Genomic DNA, 23,336 nt, shown 5'->3' on the forward strand with positions numbered 1-23,336 from the left:
TGCGACCTGCCGCCGTCGCTGCAACCGCTCAGAGCGGCGCGCACACCAGCCGGCTCAGTTCGCGCAGGGCCAGAGAAGTCTTGCGGATCAGCGGCGTGGCCTTTTTCTTGGCCGACTGCGCCAGGCACAGCGTGCTCACCACGTGGGGCGATTCGATGGGAATGCCCACCAGCTCGGCATCGGTCAGGTGGCTGCGCATGGCGCTGTCGGTCAGCGCGGCGTAGCCGTAGCCGCCGCGCACCAGGTCCAGGATGGCCGGCACGCTGGACACTTCCCAGACCACGTTGAGCTTGACCTGGGACAGCGTGGCCTGGGCCTCCATCAGCTTGCGGAAGATCTGGCCGTGCTGCGGCATGATCAACGGAAACTGCGACAGCTCGTCAAAGCGCACGCTGCTGCGCCCGCCCAGCGTGCGCGTCGGGCCGATCAGGCACAGGCGCTCTTCCAGCACGGGCGTGACCTCGATGTGCGGATGCGGCTCGGGCGTATAGACCAGGCCCAGATCCATGCGGCCCGAGGTCAGCCATTCGGCGATGTTCATGGAAAAGCCCTCGACCACGGCCAGCCGGGCCTTGGGCATGTCCTTGCTGAACAGGTCGATCAGCGGCAGCGTCAGGCGCCGCGCCAGGCTGGGCGGCAGGCCTACCACGATGCGGCCCACGGGCTCGTCGCGCTGGCTGCCCAGATCCTCCTTGGCCAGCGCCACGCGCTGCATGATGGCGTGGCCGTGCTCCAGCAGGCGGCGGCCGGCGTCGGTCAGGGTCACGCCGCGGCCGGTGCGTATCAGCAGGGTTTCGCGCAGCTCGGTCTCCAGCGCCCGCACCTGGCGGCTCAGTGCGGGTTGCGCCGTCTCCAGCAGCACGGCCGCCTTGCTGAAGCTGCCGGTCTCGGCCACATGCACGAACGTCTCTATCTGCTGCAAATTCATGTTCTCTCGCCTCCTCACTTATGCCATTTTGCTATAGCTGCTAGCGCCAGCTATGGCTAGGTGCTTTGCAACGAACTGACACAATGCGGCGACTGGATGATCCAGCCGCTCCCGCAAGAGAGCGTAAAAACAAGAGCAGCCTGTGCCTTGCCGGCATAGGACCAAGCCCCCCCAGCAAGCCCAACAGCGACTCGGAGACAAACCATGAAAGACAGCGCCTTCCGCATCAATCGCCGCCAGGCGGGCCTCGCCCTTGGCGCCCTGGCCATGGGCGCCCTGGCACCCGCGCGTGCCCAGTCGGGTGCCGCCGCCAACTGGCCCACCAAGCAGGTGCGCATCATCAACCCCTTCCCCGTGGGCGGCGGGCCGGACGGCACCTCGCGCCTGGTGGCCGACAAGCTGGCGCGCCTGTGGAACCAGCCCGTCATCGTGGAAAACCGCCCGGGGGGCAACGGCTTCATCGCCATCGAGGCCTTCAAGCGCGGCGCCACCGACGGCACGGACATCATCCAGCTGGACAACGTCCACCTGGCCGCCTATCCCCACCTGTTCAAGAAACTGCCCTACAGCATCGACAAGGACTTCGAGGTCGTCCTGCCGCTGTTTCGCACCTTCTTCTTCGTCTGCGTGCCGGTCAACAGCCCCTACAAGACCGTGGCCGACCTGATTGCCGACGCCAAGGCGCGCCCCGGCAAGCTCAACTACGGCTCGTGGTCCGTGGGCAACCCGGTGCACCTGGGCTCGGCCCTGCTGGAGTCGCTGACGGGCACCAAGATGGAACACGTCATCTACAAGGAAACCAGCCAGCTGTACACCAGCGTGGCCACGGGCGAGCTGGCCTTTGCGCTGGGCTCCTCGGGCACGGCCGGCCCGCTGATGCGCTCGGGCAAGCTGCGCTTCCTGGCCGTGCTGGCGCCCCACCGCCTCAAGGGCTATGAAGACGTGCCCACCGTGGCCGAGTCCGGCGGCCCGGCCGATGCCGTGGTCACCGGCTGGAATGCCTTTGCCGTCTCCAAGTCCACGCCGCCGGCCGTGGTCGAGAAGATCCGCCAGGACACCATGAAGGCCCTGCGCGAGCCCGACATCCAGCCCAAGTTCCAGACCTTCGGCTACGAGAACTACTTTCCCACGCCCGAAGAGTTCAAGGCCTTCATCGTCGAGGAAAACAAGCGCTTTGGCGACGTGATCCGCCGCGCCAAGATCGAGCTGTAAGCCACAGGCCACAGCAGGCCGCAGACGCAAAAAAGCCGCCGCGCCGCAAGGCCGGCGGCTTCTTTCATGCCGTCTTCAGCGCGACAGCCCGCGCGCCGCAATCGGCCACAGCGCGTGCACCGTGCCGCCCTGCAGCACCACCAGCTCGTCGTGCAGGTTGAATGTCGGGTCCACGTGCGAGGGCAGCAGCTGCAGCACGCTGCCCAGGGCGGGCGCCTGGGCGCCAGGCTCCACGCATACCACGCTGTGCTCGTCATTGATGGCCACGCAGCGCAGGCCCGGCGTGCCGTAGACGGCGGGCGGGCCGCATTCGGCCGAGGTGGATTTCAGGCCCGCATCGAGGATGACGCGGTCCGGCGCGGGCGTGCTCATCACCGTGGACAGCAGGAACAGGCTGCGGCGAAAGGCCAGCGCCCCGCCCCATTCGTTGGCGCCGTAGTCGCCATCCATGAAGGCATAGGAGCCCGGCTGCAGCTCGGTGTAGACGCCGCTGGCCGCATCGAACTCCACGCTGCCCGTGCCGCCGCCCGTGATGGTGTGGCAGGCCAGGCCGTTGTCGCGCAGCAGCTGCGCGCAGGCCGCCGCCCGGCTCGCAGCCTCCTGGCAGGCCTGCGCACGCTCTTCGCGGCTGCGCCGGTGCTGCACCGCGCCGTGGTAGGCCTGCAGGCCCGCGAAATTCAAGCCCGGCAGATCACGCGCCTGCCGCGCCAGGGCCAGCACGGCCTCGGCACCGGGCACGCCGCAGCGGCCCTGGCCCACGTCCACCTCGACGAGCACGTCGATCTCCACGCCCGCATGCGCCATGGCCTGGGACAGCTGCACCAGGTTGGCCGCGTTGTCCACGCACACGGCCATGCGCGCACTGCGCGCCAGCCGGGCCAGCAGCGCGTGCTTGGCCGGCCCCACGACCTCGTTGCTGATCAGGATGTCGCGCACGCCGGCCGCCACAAAGGGCAGCGCTTCGCTCACCTTCTGGCAGCAGATGCCGCGCGCGCCCAGCGCCAGCTGGCGCAGCGCGATCTGGGGGCACTTGTGCGCCTTGGCATGCGGGCGCAGCGCCACGCCATGGCGGTCGGCCCAGTCCTGCATGGTGCGCAGGTTGGCATCGAAGGCCGTCAGGTCCAGCGCCAGGCTGGGTGTGTCGATGCGATCAAGCGGATCGCCGGGCCGTGCGGCAGGCTCCATTGCCAGGCCGCTGGCGTCATCGTGCAGGGGCATGGGGCTGTGCCTCATTCCTGCGGGGGCGCGTACTGGGCGATGACCTCGGCCTCGGTCATGGTCGGCGTCTGGTTGGCGAAGTCGTAGTAGCCGGGCTTTCTGTCGATGTAGATCTGCGTGGCCAGCTCGAAGTCCTGCGACTCGAAGGCGCCGGCCGGCACGAAGTACTCGCCCGTGGCGTGCAGCCGGTAGTACAGGTGCGTGCCGCATTGCCTGCAGAAGGCGCGCTCGGCCCATTCGGAGGAGGCATAGGTGCCTATGTGCTCGCCGCCCTCGAACTTCACATCGGGCCCGCAATGCACCGCCAGCATGGGGCCACCGCCCCAGCGCCGGCAGTACCCACAGTGGCAGGCCCCGATTTCCCGGGCCTGGGGAGAGACAAAGCTGACTGCGCCGCAAAGACAGTGACCGTTCATGGTGCGTGGACCTTTCCGTGGGTTGCGAGTACCTGGGATTATTCACAGGTGTCGCGCATCATAGGGGATGGCGGGCCGCCTGCAAATCGCCGCGCCCTACACTGCGCGCCATGCGACTTTTTCATTTCAGCGAAGACGGGGACATCCGGCAGTTCCAACCCCGCCCGGTCCTGAAGGCGGCCCCCCGCCGCCAGGGGCAGGAGTGGCTCAACGGCCCCCTGGTGTGGGCCATCGCACAGACGCATCAGCGGCTGTACCTGTTTCCGCGCGAATGCCCGCGCATCGTCATATGGCCGCACGAGCACAGCACCAGCGAAGACAGGGCCCAATGGCTGAACGCCCTGCCCGATGGAGCGCTGGCCGTGGCCTATGTGGAGACCGCCTGGGCCGCGCGCCTGCAAGCGGCCCGGATACACCGGTACGAGCTGCCGGCCGATACATTTGAAAGCCTGGAGGACGCCGGCATGTACGTGAGCCGGCAGGCCGTGCAGCCCCTGCGCCGGGACCTGCTGGTCGATCTGCCGCAAGCAATAGCGGAATGCGGCACCGAACTGCGCATCGTCGATTCCCTGCAGCCGCTGCGCGGCGTCTGGGACAGCTCGCTGCATGCCAGCGGCATACGGCTGCGCAATGCGGCCAGCTGGGCCTGAGCGCCGGACGCCGCGGCGACGGCAACCATGGGCAAGCACGTAGGCAAAAACAGTCAATTGCATTCGGACGTACGCTATAGTAACGAACGGTATCAAAAGCACGGTCTGCCGTATGACAAATGGACGACTGGATACCCTCCAGGAGGATACCCAACAGAGGCTGAAATGCACGATGCCATCACCAACCCCACGCAAGCTGCGGTGACCCCGGTGGCGCCAGCCCCCCTGGAAATACCCGATTACGAACTGCTGGAAACCTTGGGATCGGGTGGCTACGGCACCGTCTACCGTGCGCGACACCGGCGCACGGGTGCATCGGTGGCCATCAAGGTCGTCAGGCTGCAGGAAGGCGGCCGCCAGGTGGAGCGCTTCCACCGCGAGACCATGCTGTGCGCGTCCCTGCACCATCCGCACATCGTCCAGTTGCTGGACAAGGGCGAGCAAGGCGACTGCGTCTACGGCGTCTTCGAATATGTGCCCGGCGAGACCCTCAAGAGCCTGATCCGCCGCCAGGGCGTGCTGACTGCCGCCGAGGCCGGCCGCCTCATGGCCGAGGTGCTCGATGCGCTGGACTGCGCGCATGCCGCCGGCATCGTGCACCGCGACCTCAAGCCCGACAACGTGATGGTCACCTCCACGGGCGCGGTGCGCCACGCCATGGTGCTGGACTTCGGCATTGGCACCGTGATCCCGCAGTTTGCCGGCCCGCAGGTCTCGCAGCTCACCATGGGCGACGAGTGCCTGGGCACGCCGGCCTACAGCGCGCCCGAGCAGCTGCGCGGCGAGCCGCCCAGCGCCCGCACCGACCTGTATGCCTGGGGGCTGATGTTCCTCGAATGCCTGACGGGCACGCCCGCCGTGCAGGGCGCCTCGGTGGCCGAGATCGTGCACCGCCAGCTCAGCCCGCAGGAAGTGCAGCTGCCGCCGGCCATCTCCACCCACCCCATCGCCGCCCTGCTGCGCAAGGCGCTCAAGAAGCGGCCTGCGGAGCGCAGCGACTCGGCGGCGGCCCTGCTCAGGGACCTCATGCGCGTGCGGCTGGACGATCTGGTGGGCCAGTTGCCCGCCGCCGCCCAGGTGCAGCAGGCGGACCTGACACGCACCGTGGCCACCACACGCGTGTTCTCCGAAGTGCGCCAGCTCACCGTGCTGTGCTGCAGCGTCTCCCTCTGGCCGGGCAGCGACACCCACGGCATGGACGGCACGACGGGCACCTCAAGCCAGCCCTCGCAGGGGCTGAACATCGAAGACATCGAACTGCTGCAGCGCGAGGAACTCACGCTGTTCTCCGACGTTGCCACCCGGCGCGGCGGCATGCTGGCGGGCACGCTGGGCGACCGCATGCTGGTGCTCTTCGGCTACCCGCACACCAGCGACACCGATGCCCGCCAGGCCGGCATGACGGCCCAGGAGCTGCTGACGCTCAGCCGCAGCCGCGCAGCCGCCATCGAGCAGGTCCACGGACTGCACCTCGGAATCCGCATGGGCCTGCACACCGGCATGGCCGTGGTGGTCGGCGGCGAAGCGCCCTCGGGCCATGCCGTCAACGTGGCCATGCGGCTGGAGGCCATCGCCGATGCGGGCACCCTGCTGGCCAGCGAAAGCAGCCACCGCCTGCTGTCGCGTCATGCGCGCTTCGAGAAGGCCGGCAGCCTGCGCCTGCCCGGCCAGCCCACGGGCATGCAGACCTATCGCCTGGAGCTGGAGCAGCCAGCCGAGCTACTGCAGGGACCTGTGTCCGATGCAGCCTTGCAGTGCATAGGCCGCGAACCCGAACTGCAGCGCCTGCACGACGCATGGGCGCGGGCCCGCGAAGCCGGGGGCAATGCGCTGTGGATTCGCGGCGAGCCGGGCATCGGCAAATCCTGCCTGGCCGACATGCTGCTCGTCCACGCCAGGACACAGGGCGCGAACACCGTGGTGCTGCAATGCCAGCCCGAGCATCGCAACACCGCGCTGACCCCTTTCCTGGGCCTGATACGGCAGCGGCTGGAGGCGGCCGATCCCCCGCAGGACCACCGCGAGCAGATGCGCGAAGCCCTGCGCGCCGCAGGCTGCGATGCCGAGGCCGCCCTGCCCATTCTGTGCGCCTGGCTCTCGCTGCCCCTGGGCGACTGCGAGCCCAGCCGCATCTCGGCCGTCATGCAAAGGGCGCTGCTGCTGCAGTCCACCGCGCAATGGCTGCTGCACATGTCCGAAGCCGAGCCCCTGCTGCTGGTCGTCGAGGACGTGCACTGGGCCGACCCCACCAGCATCGAACTGCTGGAGCAACTGGTAGCGCGCCTGCCCGGGCGGCGCGTGCTGCTGGTGCTCACGGCGCGTCCGCAATGGCAGCCGCCCGAAGGCCTGCAGGCCGAGTGCGTGGACGTGCGGCGCCTGGAAGACGCACAGGCCACCGAGCTGGCCCGCCAGACGCTGGCGCCGCGCAGGCTCAGCCCCGCCGTGATCCGCCACGTGGTGGAGCGCACCGACGGCGTGCCGCTGTTCATCCAGGAAATGGCGCGCATGCTGCTGGATGCCCACCTGGTGGAGCAGGACGGCGTCTGGGACTTTCGCCATGCCGGGCTGCCGGCCGCCATTCCGCTGACCCTGCGCGACTCGCTGGTCAGCCGCTTTGACCGCATCGGCCCGCTCAAGCCGCTGCTGCAACTGGCCGCCACCATGGGCCGGCACTTCGACTTCGGCCTGCTGTGCGCCTGCGTGGAACGCCCGCAAGGCGAGGTCGAGCAGGAACTGGCGCAGCTGGGCCAGGCCGGCCTGGTCATTGCCGATGAACGTGCGGGCGCCGGCGCCTTCATGTTCCGCCACGCGCTGATCCGCGACACGGCCTACGAATGCATGCTGGCATCGCAGCGCCGGCTGCTGCACCGCGACGTGGCCCTGGCCCTGATGCAACACCAGCCCCAGCGCGTTGCAGCGGAACCCGCAGGCGTGGCCCAGCACTGGGCGGACGCCGGAGACCACGCCCAGGCCGTGGCGCTTGCGGTGCGGCAGTTGCGCATCACGCAGCTGCGCTCGCTCAACGATGAAACCATTGCCTACGCGCGCCACATCGACGACTGGCTGCAACAGCTCCAGGGCGTGGCCCAGCGCGAGGCGCGGCTGGACGTCAACAGCTACGTGACCCAGGCGCTGATGAACAAGCACGGCTGGGCCCATGCCCAGGTGGTGGAAAGCATCGCGCTGTCGCAGGAGCTGCTGGCCGGCCCCGGCGCCAATGCGGTGGCCGACTACAAGCAGGTGCAGCACCTGTGGATGCTGATCACCTACCACCACGTGGCCAGCAACCGCGAGGAAGTGCGCCAGCTCAGCCACCGCCTGCTGGAGCAGGCCGTGCGCCAGCAGGACACGGGCGTGCTGGTGGCCGCCCAGACCTACCTGGGCCTGGCCCACTACTCCGACGGCCGATTCGAGCAGGCCGAAGAAGCGCTGACCGACGCCATCACCCGCTACGACCCCGTGGCCCATGCCCACCATGCGGCCGAGTTCGGCTTCGACACGCGCGTCTGGGCCACCTGCGGGCGCGCCCTGGTGCGCTGGTTCGCCGGCTTCGACCAGGCCGCGCTGGCCGATGCGAACGACGCCGTGCGCCTGGCGCACGAGGTCTCGCACATTCCCTCCCTGAGCATGGCCCTGCTCTACCAGGCCCTGGTCCACCAGGCGCGTGGCGACAAGGAAAGCGCCTTGGCCACCACGGGCGAGCTGCTGGACATCACGGCCCGCTACGGCCTGCCCGCGTTCTCGGGCTATGCGGACATCATCCGCTGCTGGGCGCTGGGTGACGGCGCAGGCAGCGCCAGCGCCGAGGGCATTGAACGCGCCAGCGGCACGGCGCAGCTGCTCTGGGACATGGGCTGCCGCTACTGCCAGACCTACTACCGCTCCTTCGTCGCCGAAATGCTGGCGGCCAGCGGGCGCTGGGCCGAGGCCCTGGACAAGATCGACGAATGCCTGCGCCTGGCCGACGTGCTGGACGAACGGCTGCACAGCAGCGAGCTGCACCTGAAGAAGGCCCGCTTCCTGCTGGCCATGGGCGCCGACCACACAGCCGTGCAGGACAGCCTGGCCCAGGCCGCCGGGACTGCGCGCACCGCCGGCAAGTACCGCACCGAAACCGAGGCGCTGGCCCTGTCGCAGGCCCTGGCACCCGCCAGGCCGGACGTGGCCGCGCGCCTGAGTGAGCTGGCCGCGCTGCGGCCTGAACTGTCCGTGCACCTGTCCGGGCCCCTGCCCGGCCAGGCGCATTTTTCTTGAACCGAGGATGAAGTCACATGACCACCCAGCTGCAGAATACTGAACCGTTGCTCGCATTCCGCCTTGCCTACCTGCGGGCCATCGCCCGCTCCTGGCAGGATGACGCCTACCGCCGTGACCTGCTGGGGCAGCGCGACATCCAGCCCATGCTGCACCGCGACTTCAACCTGCCGACCCAGTGGCCCCAGGTCGATGTGTCGCTGCGCCTGAGCGACGACCCCACCCAGCGCGCCGAATGGAAGCCCGTGCTCACGGCCGGCTGGATCGGTCCCGACGATGAATTCGTCATCGTCCTGCCCCAGGCGCCCCAGACCCATGCCTCCGAGGCCCTGGCCGCCTACTACCAGCTGTTCCCCAACTTCATGGGCGTGAGCACCTCGTTCGAGGAACCGAACAACGGCATGCTCAGGGCTGCCCTGCCCACGGGCCTGGGCATCCCCGGCGGCGGCCCCGACTCGCTGCTGGCCTTCGGCGGCGTGGTGCTGCGCGCCATCGCCCTGGCCTGGCAGTCGCCCGAGTTCCACGCGGAGCTGACGCGCGACGACGGCAAGGACAAGGCCCCCGTGCTGAGCCAATGGCTGGGCTACAACAACCCGTTCAACTTCCAGGTCCGCTTCGAGACCGAACAGGCCTTCACCTGGGACGCCGCGCGCGGCGAGTGGAACCTGCAGCGCGCAGACGGCACGGCCATCAAGAACGGCATCGTGCTGAACTACCCGGTGGCACCCGCCGAGCAGGACCTGTGGGCCATCGCCCTCACCTCCTACAACAACACCGGTGACGCCTATCCCTTCACCTGCTGATACGGCACCGGCGCAGCTGCAAGGGGCCACGACCACCTTGCTGCTGACTCTGGCGGCACGTGCCCGCGCTGCAGGTGCGGCAGCTCCCCCGGAGCTGCACGACCTGCCGCCCTTTGCCGACCCCGAGGCGTGCCGCATCGCGGCGGCGCTGCCCCAGGCCAGCGAGGCGCACGCCGCCGACCCCGCCTTTGTGCGCAGCGTGGTGCTGCGCACGCAGCTGTTCGACCGGCTCACCACGCAATTCCTGAGCGCGCATCCGTCCGGTCTGTGCATTGCGCTGGGCGCGGGCCTGTGCACGCGGCGCAGCCGCCTGGCGGCCCTGGCCGGCACCGCACGCTGGCTGAACGTGGACCTGCCCGACGCCATTGCGCTGCGCGATCAATACATGGACGGCGACGAAACCCGCCTTGCCTGCTCCATCCTCGACACCTCCTGGCTGGACGCCGCCGCCCTGCCCGGCAACCAGCCCGTTCTGGTGCTGCTCGAAGGCGTCTGCCCCTACCTTCCACAGGCGCCGCTGGAGGCCATGCTGCAGCAGCTGGCCCAGCGTTTTGCCGCGCCCGGCAGCCCGCCGTGTACCGTGGTGCTCGACCATGTGCACCCGGCCCTTGCACGGCTGCCCATGCAGGTGGGCGGCATGCGGCTGCCCGTCGTCTCCGGCTTTGCGGACGGCGCCCAGATGGAGCGCATCCACCCCGCCATCCGCATCAGCCTGCAGGAGCACCTGTATGCCCGGTTCTCGCAGCAGCACCAACTGTTCGAGACCGCCTTCCACGCCACCACCGGCCAGCATCCGTATGCCGTCGTCCGCCTTGAACTGGGAGCCCCGTCCCTTGCCTGAGCCTGCGGCCCCGGACCTGTTTGCCGACGCCTTCCGCTGGCACGAGAAATTCCTTTCCCCCGTGCAGCAGGGCGACCGCCTTTTGCTGACCAGCGAACGCGACACCCTGGCCCTGGGCTCCGCCGCCGTGCTGGCGCTCAACGCCCCGCTGCAGGCCGGCACCAGCCTCATGCAGCACTGCGCCACAGCGCCCGATGCGCCGCTTGCGCAGATGCTGCACGCCCTGGGCGCCCTGCTGCGCCAGGGCCTGGTACAGCCGGTGCTGCACAGCGACGTGAACGGCCACGGTTATCTGCAACCGGATTTCTCGGCCCCGCCCGTGCGCCTGCAGGCATCGGAGCAGATCGACATCGTCCTGCTGACTGCAGCGCTGGACAGCACAGCCGCCTGCCACTGGGCTGCGGCCGTGGCCACGCAGTCACCCGCCCCCGCCCCGCTCACCATCGTTTTCTGCGACGACTACCTGGACCCGCGCCTGGGCGCCATCGACGCCGGCCAGCGTGCCGCAGGCCGGCCCTGGCTGCTGGTCCGGCCCGCGGGCGAGCAGGCCATGGCCGGGCCCTTGTTCACGCCCCATGCCGGCACCGCATCGGCCTGCTGGCATTGCCTGGCGCACCGCTGGCAACGCAACCATCCCGCACGCGCCGCGCAAGGCGGCCCGCCGCACGACAGCGGCCGCTGCCCGCCCGTGCGCGCCGGCGCCGACCTCATCGCCACGCGGCTGCAGGCCCTGCTGCCCATGGTGCAGCGCCTGCTGGCGCACACCGATGCGGCGCAAACCGTGTGGACGCTGGAGCCCCCCCAGGCCCACCCCGTGGCCGCCCGCCCACAATGCCCGCACTGCGGCACCCCGGGGCTGATGGCACTGCGCCAACGTGAACGCATTGCGCCAGTTCCCGGCACGCATGCCGCGCGCGCCGACGGCGGCTGGCGCAGCGTGCCGGCCGAGACCACGGTGCAGCGCCTGTCCCGACACGTCAGCCCGCTGACCGGCGTGATTGCCCGGGTCACGCCGCTGACGGCCGAGACCGACGAAGCGCTCACCGTCTACCGCAGCGAAATCTTCAGAACGCCCGCGCCTGGCAGCGGCTTCCTGGCAGGCCCCCCGACACAGCTGTGCCTGGGCAAGGGCCTGTCGGCCATGCAGGCCCGCGCCAGCGCCATGTGCGAAGCCGTGGAGCGCTACGCCGCCTTCCACCAGGGCGATGAAGCCGTGGTCGTCGCCCCCGCCGCCGAGCTGGATGCGCCCTGCATTCCTCCCACAGCGCTGGCCCGCTTCAGCGACCGGCAGACCGCCGGCTTTGCCACCGACAGGCCGCCGCATGCCGTGGCCCCCAGCGCCGGCCAGGGCGATCCCCTGTGGTGGGCTCCCGCCTGGTCCCTGACCGCCGATGCGCGCCGCTACCTGCCGCTGGCCTTCTGCCTGGCCCATGCGCCCGCGCAAAGCCAGCACCACGTGGGCTGGACCTCCAACGGCTGCGCCGCAGGCAACACGCGGGAAGAAGCCATCCTCCAAGGCTTCATGGAACTGGTGGAACGCGACGCCGCCGCCATCTGGTGGTACGGCCAGATCCGCAGGCCCGCCATTGCGCTGCAAGGCATCGACCAAGCCACACGCGAGCGACTGGACCGCAGCTGCGGCCCGCAATGGTCGTACTGGCTGCTGGACATCACGCACGACTTCGGCATACCCGTGGTCGTCTCCGTGGGCCGTCATGCACAGACCGGCCAATGGGCCGTGGGCTTTGGCTGCAGCCTGGACCGCGCCCTGGCCTGCGAACGCGCCCTCACCGAAATCAGCCAGCTGATCGCGGCCGGCAAAAGCTTTGCCGTGCCCGAGCCACTGCAGGCCTTCCTGCACCCTGCGGACAGCGCCGATGCACCGCCGCAACAGCCTGCGCCTCTGTCTGGGCACACGCCGGACACCGCGCCGCCAGACATTGCCCAGGCCATTGCGCGCTGCGTGAACATCGCACGCGGCCTGGGCCTGGAGACCATCGTCTACGACCACTCGCGCCCCGACATCCCTGTGCACACCGTCAAGGTCGTGATTCCCGGCCTGTGCCATATCTGGCCGGAACTGGGCAATCCACGGCTGCGCAACGTACCCGTGGCCCTGGGCTGGCGCAGCCGGCCGCTGCAGGAATCCGAACTGAATCCGCAGGCTCTGTACGTTTGACAAACTGAACAGCGCAGCGGGCATGTACTCTCTCAGCTTGGCAACAGGCTGCAGGCTCCGGGCCAATGCGCCCCCAGCCCACCCCCTGTTCACACAAGCCCCAAGGAGAATTCGAGGCGATGGCCCTCTTTCGTAACCAACTCGACGGCCGCATCGTCGTGCTGCGGCCCCTGCATACCTTCGGCCGCCACCCCTCGGTCTGCCAGACCGTCATGAAGGCGCCCGACGTCTCCCAGGTCCACGCACTGTTCCGCTGGAACCGGCAGACCTGGGAAATCGTGGACCAGAGCCGCAACGGCACCATGCTCAACGGCGTGCGCCTGGTCGCCGGCCGCTGGACCGTACTGACCGTGGGCGCCAGGCTCAGCATGGGCGAAGGCGCAGAAGCGGCCTGGACCGTGCAAGACCTGGGACCGCCCGTCACCTGCCTGAGCCCCGGCCCGGGCCTGCCCCAGGACGCCCCCCTGGCCCTGAACCCGCGCGGCACCCTGCTGCCCGACGCCCAGGAGCCCGAAGCCAACGTCTTCTTCGAAGACGGCCGCTGGCTGCTGGAGTCCGGCGACGGCACCGAACCCCTGGTGGACGGCGCCATGGTCCACACCTCGGCAGGCAGCTGGGAATTCGTGCAATGCGACGACCTGGAATCCACGCGGGAAAGCAGCTTCGACCCGCATGCGCCCAAGCCGTCGGACGTGTCCTTTCGCTTCCACGTCAGCCAGAACGAGGAGCACGCCAGCCTGACCGTCATGAGCGACGGCAAGCCCATCGCGCTGGGTGAACGCATACATCACTACACCCTGGTTACCCTGGCCCGCGTGCGCCAGCAGGACGCCCACAAGGGCCTGGCCCCCGCAAGCCAGGGCTGGATAGAGCTCGACGCGCTCTCGCGCATGCTGGGCGTGGATTCGTCGTACGTGAACATCCAGATCTTCCGCGCCAAGCACCAGATCCTCAGCGCCCTGCCCGAATGCGCGGCCTTGCCGGCCCTGGTGGAGCGGCGGCGCGGCAGCCTGCGCTTCGGGGACTTTGCGTTCGAGATCGAGGGCGGGGCGCGCAGCGCCTGAGCGGCGAACTGCAACGGAGAACGGCAGGCACACGGCGCATCGCTCGCCGCATGTAATCAGCTGTAATTTTCTTGTTGTGCACACGTCAATAAAGTGGGAACCGGTTCCTGCCGCCTGCGGCAAGGACCTCTCACCCTCCTCCCGGACCGGGTTGCCCGAGTCCACTGGCGCACCTGGAAGCCGCAAATGAGCATGGACATGCGACGTGTACTGTTGATCCCCGCCAGCGCGCGGCCCGTTGACCCTGGCCTGGCCAGCCTTTCCATGGACGCACAGGTCTGGGAAAACGGCTATCCCCTGGTCGTCGGCAAGGCCCGCCACGGCCTGCTGCAGGACTTCTGGCGGCACTACTACGGCGAATCCGCCGCCATGTTCGTGGCCTCGGACCAGCTGCTGGAACTGCACAACGACATCATGGCCGCCATCCCTGCCTGCGTGGGCGAGATGCCGGTGCTGCGCTTTCTCAACGACCTCGGAAGAATGTGCCTGCAGGCGCATGGGGACGGCAGCGGGCTGCAGGTCATCGGCGACTAGTGGCCGGCTTGCCGCGCCGCAATGGCGCGGCCGGCGCAGCCAAGGCCCGTAGGCGCAGGCAGGCCCCCAGGCGATATCCATTGCCCCGCATGGCCACCTGCGCCCATCGGGGATGCAGGGCACTCTTGCTGCCCGTCAGTGAATCAAAAAGAGATTCCCGCGAAGGACGCCCCAGGAGTCCGAACGTCGAATGCACAGGAAACCGGGCGCTGGCTTGAAGCGATGACCGGCAAGCTCCCCCACGGCGGGCCATACAGACCGCAACCCTTCAAGCGATGGGCAGACCGCGCCATTCATTTATCTCTCAACGGATATCAATGGAGGATGTATGACGGAAGCTTTCAACGGACTGGCACTGGGTACCGCCACCAACCTGATCAAAGGCTACGCGCCGGGGTGGGACCCATCCAGGGGCATGCTGGACATACTGCACCGCCCCCGGCAGCAGCCGATGGAGCCGCAAGCGCCTGAGCCCTCCGGCAGCCGGGGCGACTGGGGATATCCGGTGATCAGCCTCCACGAGAGCGCACAGAGCCTGGTCACCGCGCTGCTGCCCTATGGCATCGATATGCCTGCGATAGACACGGCGCCACCGTCCCTGCCGGCGGGCGCCTTGCTGCTGTCGGCGCCCACCGGGGCTGCCGCGCTGGACAGCCTGGTCCAGACACTGGGCATCTCGCTGCACGACACCAGCCTGCGATTTGCGCTCGTCAAACTAGTCCGCCAGGACGAGACATTGCGCCACACGACCAAGGAGAACCAGGTCCTCACCACGGTCCATGCGCTGCGCCCGGATCCACGCATTGGCGTCGATGGCGAATTCATGCGCTCCATGGCGCGGCTGCGCCATTTCCAGGCAGAGGGCTCGCAGGACACGGCCGCCGACCTGACGCTCAGGGACGCCAACCTCTTTCTGGACAACTTCGCCGAATGGGGCACGCATTTCGTGTCCTCCATCACGGTCGGGGACCAGATCATCCAGGTATTTGCCTACGAAGCCGAGCGCTTCGCACGGGTGCAGCAGGCATTCAATGGCTCCGAAAACGACTTCACGGGCGCCAATGCCGTCAAATTCCAGTACTTCACCACGGATGCGGAAAAAGGCGCGTTCGGCTTCGTCAAGCAATTCGGCAACATCCTGAACCTCAGCCACAGCCCCCAGTTCCAGCAAAGCCTTGCAGACGGGGATTGGGTGGAGAAAACCTGGGCCAAGCGCAACAGCGTATTCCAGCCCTTTTCCGTGGACTCGGCAGTATCGCTGTCCCGATTGAACCGGGATTTCACCGACCAGGCTCCCGTCGCCATCACGCTGGGGCCGTTGACCACCTTCACCGAATACAAGCGCACGGCGGTGTGGCGGCGCGTCTTCAAGGCGGCCATGTCCAGCGTGTTCGGCGATGCGATACAGCCCCAATTCGTGCCGCATGACTCCAGCGACTTCGCCGCACTGATCCCGGAAGACCAGCCCGGCGTGGTCTCCGCCATTGCCACGCCCAGCATCAATGTCTACAAGGCCCGCCTGAATCTGGCGGGCATGCAGTTGGTGGCCCGGTCCGAAGTGCGCAACTTCACGTCCTACGGCTATGTGGTCGCCGTCCGGTCCCAGGCCGCCATCGAGCTGCCCGGCGACAAGGTGGGCCTGTACGGCTACATCCTGGACATGAGGACGACCGGCCTGCCCAACGTGGTAGCACTCAGCAATGCGGGCTTTGAAGGACTGTCCATCGGCTGCAGCCAGTTCCTGGGCGCGGCACGCTTTCAGAACCACGACGGGGACAGGCACTTCCTGGTGGTCGACGGCCTGCGCTACGAGTTGGACGCCAAGGGCTGGCCCCGCGTCATCGAGGACGTGCGGCGCGTGCCCCCTGCCACCGAGCTGCCGGCCCTCAAGGACAGCCTGGAGTTTTCGCTGGCCTTCGGCGAAGCCGTGCTCGGCATGCAGGCCGACCAGATGGGCGCCGTGACGGTACGCACACTGGCGCGCGGCTACCTGAAATGGGTGGCGCAGGTCATCCCTGCCGATACCCGCGACGAGGACCTGCTTGCGATGCGCTTTCGCGCCCTGGACCTGGGCAGCTACACGCCCAGTTCCGGACAAGGCGCGTTCGTACCCATCCTGCCGGCCTCCGACTATGAGGCCTCGGTCAAAAAGATACTGGACTACCTCCAGGAGATCCAGCGCCAGATCAGCGAAGACACCATCCAGATCAACCAGCGCAAGCAGGCCGAGCTGACCGTCGATGTCGGCAAGGCCTTGAACGAGAACATCGTCCAGAGCGGCAAGCTGCTGTCCGGGCTGATCGATGCCAACGCCAAGTCCGCAAAGGACCTGTCGAACCACTACGACTCCGTGATCGCTGCCAGCCAGGCCGAGGCGAAGGCCCAACAGGAGAAGATCAACGACCTGTCCAAGGCCCTGTTCGAGCAGCAGGCAGAGGTCAACCAGGCGGTGCAGCGCTACAAGGCGGCCGTCGTGCAGTGGGAGACCCTGGAATGGGTAAAGTTCGGTCTGGACGTGGCCACCACCGCCTTCAGCCTGGGCACGTCGGTTTTCGTGCCCGCCAGCTCGATCAATGCGGTCAAGGACCTCGGCCTGACCGTGCAGCGCATCCAGAAGGCACTGAACATCCTCAATGCCACGATGAAGGTCTACACCACCATCTCGGGCACCGTGAAGAACATCCAGGACGCGCAAAAGACGCTGGACGGGCTCGATGGCATGGACTATGGCGATACCTCCACCCTCCAATGGGACGAGATGTCGCTTCAGCTCGACGTGGTGATGTCGACCGGACCCAGCGGCAGCGGCGTCAACGAAGCCAAGGCCGAGATGGTCGCCGCGTTCAAGATCCTCGTCATGCGGGGCAAAGCGCTGACCGGTGCCCAATCGGGCCTGCACCAGATCCTTCGCGACATCTACTCCACGCAGCGCCAGAAGGTGCTCAACGACCGTCAGGCGGAGCGCCTGAACGCCCTGGCCGACAAGCTCAACCCCTTGCAGATCAAGGACCTGGACAGGCAGGCCATCGACCTGGTCGGCCTGACGGGGAGCCTGGACTACCTGCGCCGCCAGATGCTCACCACCTTCGCCAAGTCCTTCCTGTTGCAGGACCAGGCGCTGCAATATGCGTGGCTGCAGCCCCCTACGCCGATTGCCAGCTACAGCCTGATGAACTTCATGCAGTCGCGCATCGCCCAGAACGAGGCCACACTGGAGGCCAAGTCGCAGTTGCTGCAGTACCAGGCCTCGACCACCCGCCCCATCACCATCGACATCCAGGGCGTGCTGGCCTCGGACATCAGCAACGGCAACGCCTTTGAAATCACCATCGACCCCAACCAGCCACAACTGAGCCAATACGTGAACCTGCGCGTGCGGGCCGTGGTGGCCGAGGTCATGGGCGTCAAATCGACAGACAGCGGCAAACTGCTGACCAGGCTGACCTTCGAAAGCAAGCCCTTCGTGGACCGCAACGTGGAGCGCTCCATGCTGCGCTTTCACACACCCTGGCGCGAGCGCGTGTACCAATTCGACGTGGCCACAGGACAGCCTGATTTCAGCGACCAGGGCCATTCATGGTCGGCGGACATCAGCCCCGTCACGCCCTTCGGCTCCTGGCTGATCTCGCTGCCCAAGACGCAAACCAACCGGGGCCTGGCCTTTGCCGGCCTGACGGTGGACATCCGCCTGACCTTCGTCCTGGACGCCCGCATCGTCGACGTGCCGATGCTCGCGGGCGGCAGGGCCCACGCCCGCCAGCGCGCCGTGCGCACTGAAGCGGTGCGGGGCGCGCTGATGGCCCTTGCGGCCGAAGGCCCCGCACAGCCCACGCCGGACAAGCTGATCTCGCTGCTCAATGCCGCAGGGACAACCACCAATGGCTGGGACGTGGTGTTCAACATGGGACTGCAGCAGATCAACAAAGCCCTGCTCAGCCAGTATGAAGAGCTCAAGCGCGACAGCAAATACAAGAACACCATCTCCGCGCAGACCCGGACCAAGGTCATCGACGGCGTGTGGTCCATCAAGAAATTCGACCTCGAGTATGGCTATCCGCTGCTGAGCTTCCAGGCCAACAACAACAGCACCGTCGTGCTGAAAATGCAGATAGAAAAAGGCTCGCAGATCAACTGCATCCAGATGGGCGACACCCCTGAAAAATGCGATGCGCCGGTCTCCATCGCGGGCAAGACGCTCACGGCCTTCGTCAACCTGACCAAGGTGGAGGGCAAGATCACCAAGGAGGGCAAGGAACTGCAGATCCTCAAGGTCGTGCTGGACATGTCCCAGGGCGCATTCACCGTCGAGAACATCGACATCAGCGACGAGGAGAAGGTCGACCTCAACGCGGCAATCAAGGCCTACTTCTCGGAAAACCCGGTCGTCTACCTGATCAATGCCCTGGACCTGACCAGCGTGCCCGTGATCGACGGACTCAAGCCCAAGGGCTTTCTCTTCAAGGTGCTGCGCACGGCAGCCAACGTGGACATCCTTCAGCTGTTCATCCAGACCGGCAACCGGGCCCTGCTCAACCCCACGCTGACCTTCCTGAACAATGTGCCCGAGCCGCTGCCACAAGGCAACGAAACGTCCCTGCTGATCCGCAGCGAGCTGTTCTTCTCCGACATCCTGCCCAGCGCCATGAACCGATCCGGATGGAGCCTGGCCGGCCGCAAATCCTCGGAACAGAACTCGGCCTCCTGGGGGGAGTTCACCAATGCCCCGGTCTCCGCGACCAACATCGACCTGAGCAGCCTGACCCAGACCACGACCACCTCCTCGCCCATGGGCGGCGGGGGCTCATCGACCACCACGAAATACTTCTTCCCCGACAACAAGGTCTCCTGGAACCTGTCGGGCATGACGCTCAAGCCGATGGGCAGCGGTCAGATGCAGCTGCAAGGCAGCAAGACACAGTCGATGACCATCAAGACCAGCACCACCTACAGGTACTGGCCCTGCTTCTCCAACTGCTCGGACACCTGGGAATCCTCGTTCACCAACGACGCCACCTCCAACGTCCAGGCGGCAGCGCCGGTGACCGTCAGCGGCAGCGGCCGGGAGCAGAACATCAGCATCTCCATGAGCAGCCAGGCCGTGACGGTCACGGGTCATGTGGCCGGCGGCGGACCTTCGGGATCGGACGACCTGCAAGCCAAGGTCAACCAGCAGGTCAAGTCACAGGTGCCGCAGCAAATCGCCACCCAGCTGAACGTCAGCTTCTCGGCCGTCTCGCTGTTCGCCATCAAGAACCTGCTGTTCCCTGCCAACAACTACATCAACTTCACCCGCGCGGCCGTGCCGGGCGACCTGCTGGTGCTGGGCAACTTCCAGTCCTGAGCCCGGCCTAGCCCGGCTGGATGCGTCCGACGCTGCGGCAAGCACACGGCAAATCGGCGCATGCACAATCGCATGCGCCTTTTTGTCCTTGCAAGATATGAGTCCCAACACCAGCACCAAGACCGACACCAATGCCGCGCCCCCCGCCACCACGCCTCTGACCGGCAGCTGCCTGTGCGGCGCCATCGCCTATGCACTGCGCTCCACGCCCCAGGCCGTCTCGCACTGCCACTGCCGCATCTGCCAGAAGGCCCACGGTGCCGCATTCGCCACCTACGGCAGCGTGCCGGCAAAGGACCTTGTCTTCACCCGGGGCCAGGAGCAATTGCGCTCCTTTGCCTCATCGCCCGGCATCACGCGCTGCTTTTGCCAGCAATGCGGCTCATCGCTGTCATGGCACAGCCAGCATTACGAAGAAGGCGCATGGATCTCCGTCGCACTGGCCACGCTGGATTCGGAGTTTGTCGTGGGCAGGCAGCGGCATGTGAACCGGGGGGCGGGGATGGCGTGGGTGGATGGTGGGACAAGGTGACCGGGCGGATGGGGTCGGCCAAAAGCGGCCGGATGCCAAGGCCTGCCCGGCCGGTCGACCGGTGGACGACTTGTCCAGTGGCGGCCCTGGGGCGGCACCTATGATGCAGGGCGCGCCAGACGAGCCTGTGCTGGTGGTCTTCTCGGACAAGCAGAACCAGGGCAATCCGGACCGGCCCTTCCAGTACTTATGAACGACAACCCAAGCCAGGCACTCGCAGACCAGCTGCAGAGCTCCACAAAAAACGTCGATGTGTTCTTGGCGCTGCAAGCGCTGTCCTGCGCTGCCCCCGCAGTGGCTTTCGAGGCCATCACGACATTCATGAGGTCCGCGCCGGCAAATCAGCTGCCCCTGGCCCGAAATGCACTGCTGGAGCTGGCGGACCGCGCTCCCGCGCTCCTGGTGAGCGCGACGCTGGACGAAGACGCAAAGGTGGCTGACGCGGCCAGGCAGGCCTTGTTGATCCGTCCCTCCAATGAGGCACTGCCCCTGTACCTGCGCATGGCCAAGTCCAAGAGCGTTGACGAAGCCTGCTCGGGCTGCATGTACCTGGGCCGTATCTCCTCGCCACAGGCCCGGGCGCCTTTGTTCAAGGCCTTGGGCCACCGCAGCGCAGCGGTGCGCGAGTATGCGGCGACATCCATTCACAGCCACGCCGACGAACACTGGATCGCCGACCTGCTGGAGGCCATCCGCACGCTGCGGCGTGAGGAGACCGACAAAAAGAAAGACTTTGGCGAGGTGATCAGCACGCTGTGCAGCGCGGTGGTCCAGAAATCCACACACGCCTGCCTGGACCTGCTGATGGAAGGACTCCACGATGCGGACGCCAGAGTCCGCGGGACCTGCATCAGCGCACTGGGGCGCCTGGGCGATACGGCAGCCGTGGTCCCGCTGATCGAGACGTTTGAACATCCGCGCCGCGGGATGCCGCGGGAGCTGAGGACGGCACTGGTCAAGGTGCTTGGCGAGTTGGGCGACGCGCGTGCGATCGCGCCACTGCTGCGTGCCGGAGTGACCGTTGCAGCACCGGCGCTGGGCCCGCTGAAGGCGCAGGAAGCCGTGCCTGAACTGATGGCCGCGCTGGAGCAGGCAAGGACACCGCGCGATGCCGACGAGCTGGCCGAGGTGTTGGCCCAGCTGCAAGGGCCCGGCGAGTCGCAGTGGCCCCGCGCAGGGTTGCGCACGGCGTCGCTGCAGGTACGGCGAGCCGCCGCGCTGCAGCTGGCGCGCACCGCGCCCCAGGAAGCGGCCCAGCATCTGCGCGCCATGCTGCCCCAGCTGTGCGGCGGCGACGCCGTGGGCGTGGCCGAAGCGCTGGCCTTGATGGGCTCAGCAGAGGGTTTCGAAGGCTTCGCGAAGGCATTGGCGGACGACCCCCACCACTGGAATGCCAGCGCCGTGGCGTACGCCTGCCAGAATCTTCGCGGCCCCCAGGTGCAGGCCCTGCTCCTGGGGCTGATACCCGGCATCCGCAACGAATACGTCCACCACGTCTGCAAAGCGCTGGCAGCGCAAGGGGCTGACGTATTGCCTGCGCTGATCGCTGCAGCCCAGGCAGCCGGCGACAGCTTGCGATACCGCTACGTGATGGCGCTTGCCGAATTCCGCGACCCCCAGGGGGCCGGTTTGCTGGCGCCTCTGATGGTCCGCCGCAACCCGTTGCGGGACGCCGCCATGCTGTCGCTGTCAGCCACGCCCAGCGCCGAGGCCAGCGCGGCGCTGGCTGCGGCATTGCTGCAAGCCGAATCGCCGGCTGATGCCCGGCTGATCACCGAAGCGCTGGCGAAGGCAGCCACGCGCGAGGCGATTCCCGACCTGATACGGGCGCTGCAGGCCGACCTCGCCACCGAAGAGATATTGGAAGCCTTGGGCCGTCTGGGCAGTCTGGGCGACCGGGCGGTTGTGCCTGCACTGATCGATCAACTGAGCAGCCCCAACGCGCGCCGCCGCCAGGCAGCGGCCATGGCGCTGGGGCAGATCGCAGACCCTGCGGCGGGGGCTCCGCTTGTCCGCCTGCTGCTGAAAGAGTTTCATCTGGAGGTGGCGCAGGCCGCAATGCAAGCCTGGCTGGCCATGGGCGCGCAAGATGGTGGCGCACTCGATGGGCTGGGCGCGCCGGGCACGCGCGCATTCCTGTTGGCCAGTGCCAGACAGCTGCGCAGGGAACGCTGACACGCACATCCCCGCACGGATTGCGGTGCGCCCGGTCAGGATCTGCCATCGCTGTAGAGCCGGCATTCGGTGCGGCTGCTTGAGGCTGAGAGCTGCCCGGCCCCTTGACGAAGATTCACCGTGCCTTCAGGCAAAATCCAGACGATCGGGAAAGCTTGGCGTCAGGTCTGCCGGGAAGCCCAACTTGAAGAATGGAACAGTATCAATGGCACTGACGAAGAAGGGCGAGTTCTGGTACGGGACAACGTCCGGCGACACCCAAGCCGAGCTGCGCAGCTACAGCGTTGCGAATCGCCATGAGGCCGTCCGGTTTGCCTCGTCCAAATGCGATTGCGGATGTCGGACTTTTGCGCTGCAGACGGATGAAGAAGCCGGCGTGGCCATCCGCACCTGCACCGACTGCGGGCAGGAACACCTGATGGGCGACAGCGCGGAACATGTTGAAGAGGCCGCCCCTGAGGCACACGAGTGCGTGTGCGAGAACGAGACGTTCGAACTGATGTCCGGCGTCTCCGTGTACGAAGGCACACACGACGTGCGCTGGTACTACATCGCTTGCCGCTGCGTGGAGTGCAATCTGGTTGGGGTCTTCGCAGACTGGAAGTGTGAAGCGGGTGATGCAGCGGCCTTCCTCGCCAAGGTATGAGCGCGCGGGATCAAGACGCGCTGCCCAAAGATCTGGTCAAGCGGGTTTGCCGGGTGCATGCAGGCGATAGCGCAAAAAGCGAGCCCCCTCGATATCCAGTGCGCCATCTGGCCGAAATCCCAGCTTGAGAATCCCTTTTATTCTGGTTCTTGAAGGTGGCAGCAAAATCGTGATGGAGCTCAGCCCCAAGCCAGTGAATGCACGTTTCACTATCTCTTGATAGACGGCTTTGCCACTTCCCCAGAATTTGGGATGAAGCACCAAAGCGAGGTCGGCATCACCTTCCTCGTACTGCAAACCGCCCCAGCCGGCAAATTGCTGGTCAATTTCAAACGCCCATGGCCCATAGCCGTATTGCTGCCACTGGGCATCCTTTTGCCGAGCCCATTCATTTGCTTTCGCCAGGTCGAAATTCGCACTTCCAAGCGGCATTTGTCGCAGCACATCTGGATTGTTGTTCAGCGAAACAATGTGAGCCGGATCAACTTCAGTGAGCCGCTTAAATTTCAAATTCATGCCTGTATCTGGTTGTCTATCCATCAA

Annotated in this window: 16 protein-coding genes; 12 read left to right on the forward strand and 4 right to left on the reverse strand. The window is 67.0% G+C overall.

Annotated elements, in window-relative coordinates; all coding sequences use genetic code 11:
- Nucleotides 1–28: 28 nt before the first annotated feature.
- Nucleotides 29–928, reverse strand: a complete 900-nt coding sequence (locus PO605_RS19925) for a LysR family transcriptional regulator (RefSeq protein WP_043792929.1) — start codon at nt 926–928, stop codon at nt 29–31.
- Between the two features lie 204 nt (nt 929–1,132).
- Between PO605_RS19925 and PO605_RS19930 the strand changes: the two genes are divergently transcribed.
- On the forward strand, nt 1,133–2,140 hold the full coding sequence (locus tag PO605_RS19930; protein ID WP_047475041.1) for a Bug family tripartite tricarboxylate transporter substrate binding protein: 1,008 nt from the start codon (nt 1,133–1,135) through the stop codon (nt 2,138–2,140).
- A gap of 75 nt (nt 2,141–2,215) precedes the next feature.
- On the opposite strand, the gene PO605_RS19935 is transcribed toward PO605_RS19930, so the two are convergent.
- Complete coding sequence (locus tag PO605_RS19935; protein WP_047475042.1) at nt 2,216–3,358, reverse strand: DSD1 family PLP-dependent enzyme; 1,143 nt, start codon at nt 3,356–3,358, stop codon at nt 2,216–2,218.
- A gap of 11 nt (nt 3,359–3,369) precedes the next feature.
- The gene (locus tag PO605_RS19940) at nt 3,370–3,774 is read right to left on the reverse strand and encodes a GFA family protein (protein WP_016446370.1); all 405 of its coding nucleotides are present in this window, start codon (nt 3,772–3,774) and stop codon (nt 3,370–3,372) included.
- Nucleotides 3,775–3,884: 110 nt separating this feature from the next.
- Here PO605_RS19940 and PO605_RS19945 point away from each other — a divergent pair, with 110 nt between their 5' ends.
- The 11 genes from PO605_RS19945 to PO605_RS19995 all read left to right on the forward strand — a co-directional run bounded on the left by PO605_RS19945 (nt 3,885) and on the right by PO605_RS19995 (nt 22,793).
- The gene (locus PO605_RS19945; RefSeq protein ID WP_017404809.1) at nt 3,885–4,424 is read left to right on the forward strand and encodes a DUF6886 family protein; all 540 of its coding nucleotides are present in this window, start codon (nt 3,885–3,887) and stop codon (nt 4,422–4,424) included.
- 165 nt (nt 4,425–4,589) lie between these two features.
- The gene (locus PO605_RS19950) at nt 4,590–8,678 is read left to right on the forward strand and encodes a TOMM system kinase/cyclase fusion protein (RefSeq protein WP_047475043.1); all 4,089 of its coding nucleotides are present in this window, start codon (nt 4,590–4,592) and stop codon (nt 8,676–8,678) included.
- A gap of 17 nt (nt 8,679–8,695) precedes the next feature.
- The gene (locus tag PO605_RS19955) at nt 8,696–9,481 is read left to right on the forward strand and encodes a BMA_0021/BMA_0022 family TOMM bacteriocin (protein ID WP_016446373.1); all 786 of its coding nucleotides are present in this window, start codon (nt 8,696–8,698) and stop codon (nt 9,479–9,481) included.
- A gap of 37 nt (nt 9,482–9,518) precedes the next feature.
- Nucleotides 9,519–10,322, forward strand: coding sequence for a class I SAM-dependent methyltransferase (locus PO605_RS19960; RefSeq protein ID WP_047475044.1), 804 nt, complete (start codon nt 9,519–9,521; stop codon nt 10,320–10,322).
- Complete coding sequence (locus tag PO605_RS19965) at nt 10,279–12,501, forward strand: TOMM precursor leader peptide-binding protein (protein ID WP_334313818.1); 2,223 nt, start codon at nt 10,279–10,281, stop codon at nt 12,499–12,501. Before PO605_RS19960 ends, PO605_RS19965 begins: the two co-directional genes overlap by 44 nt.
- A gap of 119 nt (nt 12,502–12,620) precedes the next feature.
- Nucleotides 12,621–13,565, forward strand: a complete 945-nt coding sequence (locus tag PO605_RS19970) for an FHA domain-containing protein (RefSeq protein WP_047474461.1) — start codon at nt 12,621–12,623, stop codon at nt 13,563–13,565.
- Between the two features lie 198 nt (nt 13,566–13,763).
- The gene (locus tag PO605_RS19975; RefSeq protein ID WP_223275358.1) at nt 13,764–14,099 is read left to right on the forward strand and encodes a hypothetical protein; all 336 of its coding nucleotides are present in this window, start codon (nt 13,764–13,766) and stop codon (nt 14,097–14,099) included.
- 328 nt (nt 14,100–14,427) lie between these two features.
- The gene (locus PO605_RS19980; protein WP_047474459.1) at nt 14,428–19,440 is read left to right on the forward strand and encodes a hypothetical protein; all 5,013 of its coding nucleotides are present in this window, start codon (nt 14,428–14,430) and stop codon (nt 19,438–19,440) included.
- Between the two features lie 97 nt (nt 19,441–19,537).
- Nucleotides 19,538–19,972 carry a GFA family protein gene (locus PO605_RS19985; protein WP_052195876.1) on the forward strand — a complete coding sequence of 145 codons (435 nt, stop codon included), beginning with the start codon at nt 19,538–19,540 and terminating at the stop codon, nt 19,970–19,972.
- A 294-nt stretch (nt 19,973–20,266) separates the two neighbouring features.
- Nucleotides 20,267–22,147 (forward strand): HEAT repeat domain-containing protein, encoded by a 1,881-nt coding sequence (locus PO605_RS19990; RefSeq protein ID WP_231574544.1) that lies wholly within the window; start codon nt 20,267–20,269, stop codon nt 22,145–22,147.
- 205 nt (nt 22,148–22,352) lie between these two features.
- Complete coding sequence (locus tag PO605_RS19995) at nt 22,353–22,793, forward strand: hypothetical protein (protein ID WP_034366122.1); 441 nt, start codon at nt 22,353–22,355, stop codon at nt 22,791–22,793.
- Between the two features lie 36 nt (nt 22,794–22,829).
- On the opposite strand, the gene PO605_RS20000 is transcribed toward PO605_RS19995, so the two are convergent.
- Nucleotides 22,830–23,309: a GNAT family N-acetyltransferase gene (locus PO605_RS20000; RefSeq protein WP_082001642.1), complete on the reverse strand. Its 480-nt coding sequence runs from the start codon at nt 23,307–23,309 to the stop codon at nt 22,830–22,832.
- Nucleotides 23,310–23,336: the final 27 nt, after the last annotated feature.

Source organism: Delftia sp. DT-2, assembly GCF_028401915.1.
In the GTDB taxonomy this organism is placed as follows: domain Bacteria; phylum Pseudomonadota; class Gammaproteobacteria; order Burkholderiales; family Burkholderiaceae_C; genus Comamonas; species Comamonas tsuruhatensis.

Bases quoted from the DNA above. Each gene is read 5' to 3' on its own strand.
- PO605_RS19925 (WP_043792929.1), bottom strand. From the start codon at position 928: ATGAATTTGCAGCAGATAGAGACGTTCGTGCATGTGGCCGAGACCGGC.
- PO605_RS19930 (WP_047475041.1), top strand. From the start codon at position 1,133: ATGAAAGACAGCGCCTTCCGCATCAATCGCCGCCAGGCGGGCCTCGCC.
- PO605_RS19935 (WP_047475042.1), bottom strand. From the start codon at position 3,358: ATGCCCCTGCACGATGACGCCAGCGGCCTGGCAATGGAGCCTGCCGCA.
- PO605_RS19940 (WP_016446370.1), bottom strand. From the start codon at position 3,774: ATGAACGGTCACTGTCTTTGCGGCGCAGTCAGCTTTGTCTCTCCCCAG.
- PO605_RS19945 (WP_017404809.1), top strand. From the start codon at position 3,885: ATGCGACTTTTTCATTTCAGCGAAGACGGGGACATCCGGCAGTTCCAA.
- PO605_RS19950 (WP_047475043.1), top strand. From the start codon at position 4,590: ATGCACGATGCCATCACCAACCCCACGCAAGCTGCGGTGACCCCGGTG.
- PO605_RS19955 (WP_016446373.1), top strand. From the start codon at position 8,696: ATGACCACCCAGCTGCAGAATACTGAACCGTTGCTCGCATTCCGCCTT.
- PO605_RS19965 (WP_334313818.1), top strand. From the start codon at position 10,279: ATGCCGTCGTCCGCCTTGAACTGGGAGCCCCGTCCCTTGCCTGAGCCT.
- PO605_RS19970 (WP_047474461.1), top strand. From the start codon at position 12,621: ATGGCCCTCTTTCGTAACCAACTCGACGGCCGCATCGTCGTGCTGCGG.
- PO605_RS19975 (WP_223275358.1), top strand. From the start codon at position 13,764: ATGCGACGTGTACTGTTGATCCCCGCCAGCGCGCGGCCCGTTGACCCT.
- PO605_RS19980 (WP_047474459.1), top strand. From the start codon at position 14,428: ATGACGGAAGCTTTCAACGGACTGGCACTGGGTACCGCCACCAACCTG.
- PO605_RS19985 (WP_052195876.1), top strand. From the start codon at position 19,538: ATGAGTCCCAACACCAGCACCAAGACCGACACCAATGCCGCGCCCCCC.
- PO605_RS19995 (WP_034366122.1), top strand. From the start codon at position 22,353: ATGGCACTGACGAAGAAGGGCGAGTTCTGGTACGGGACAACGTCCGGC.
- PO605_RS20000 (WP_082001642.1), bottom strand. From the start codon at position 23,309: ATGAATTTGAAATTTAAGCGGCTCACTGAAGTTGATCCGGCTCACATT.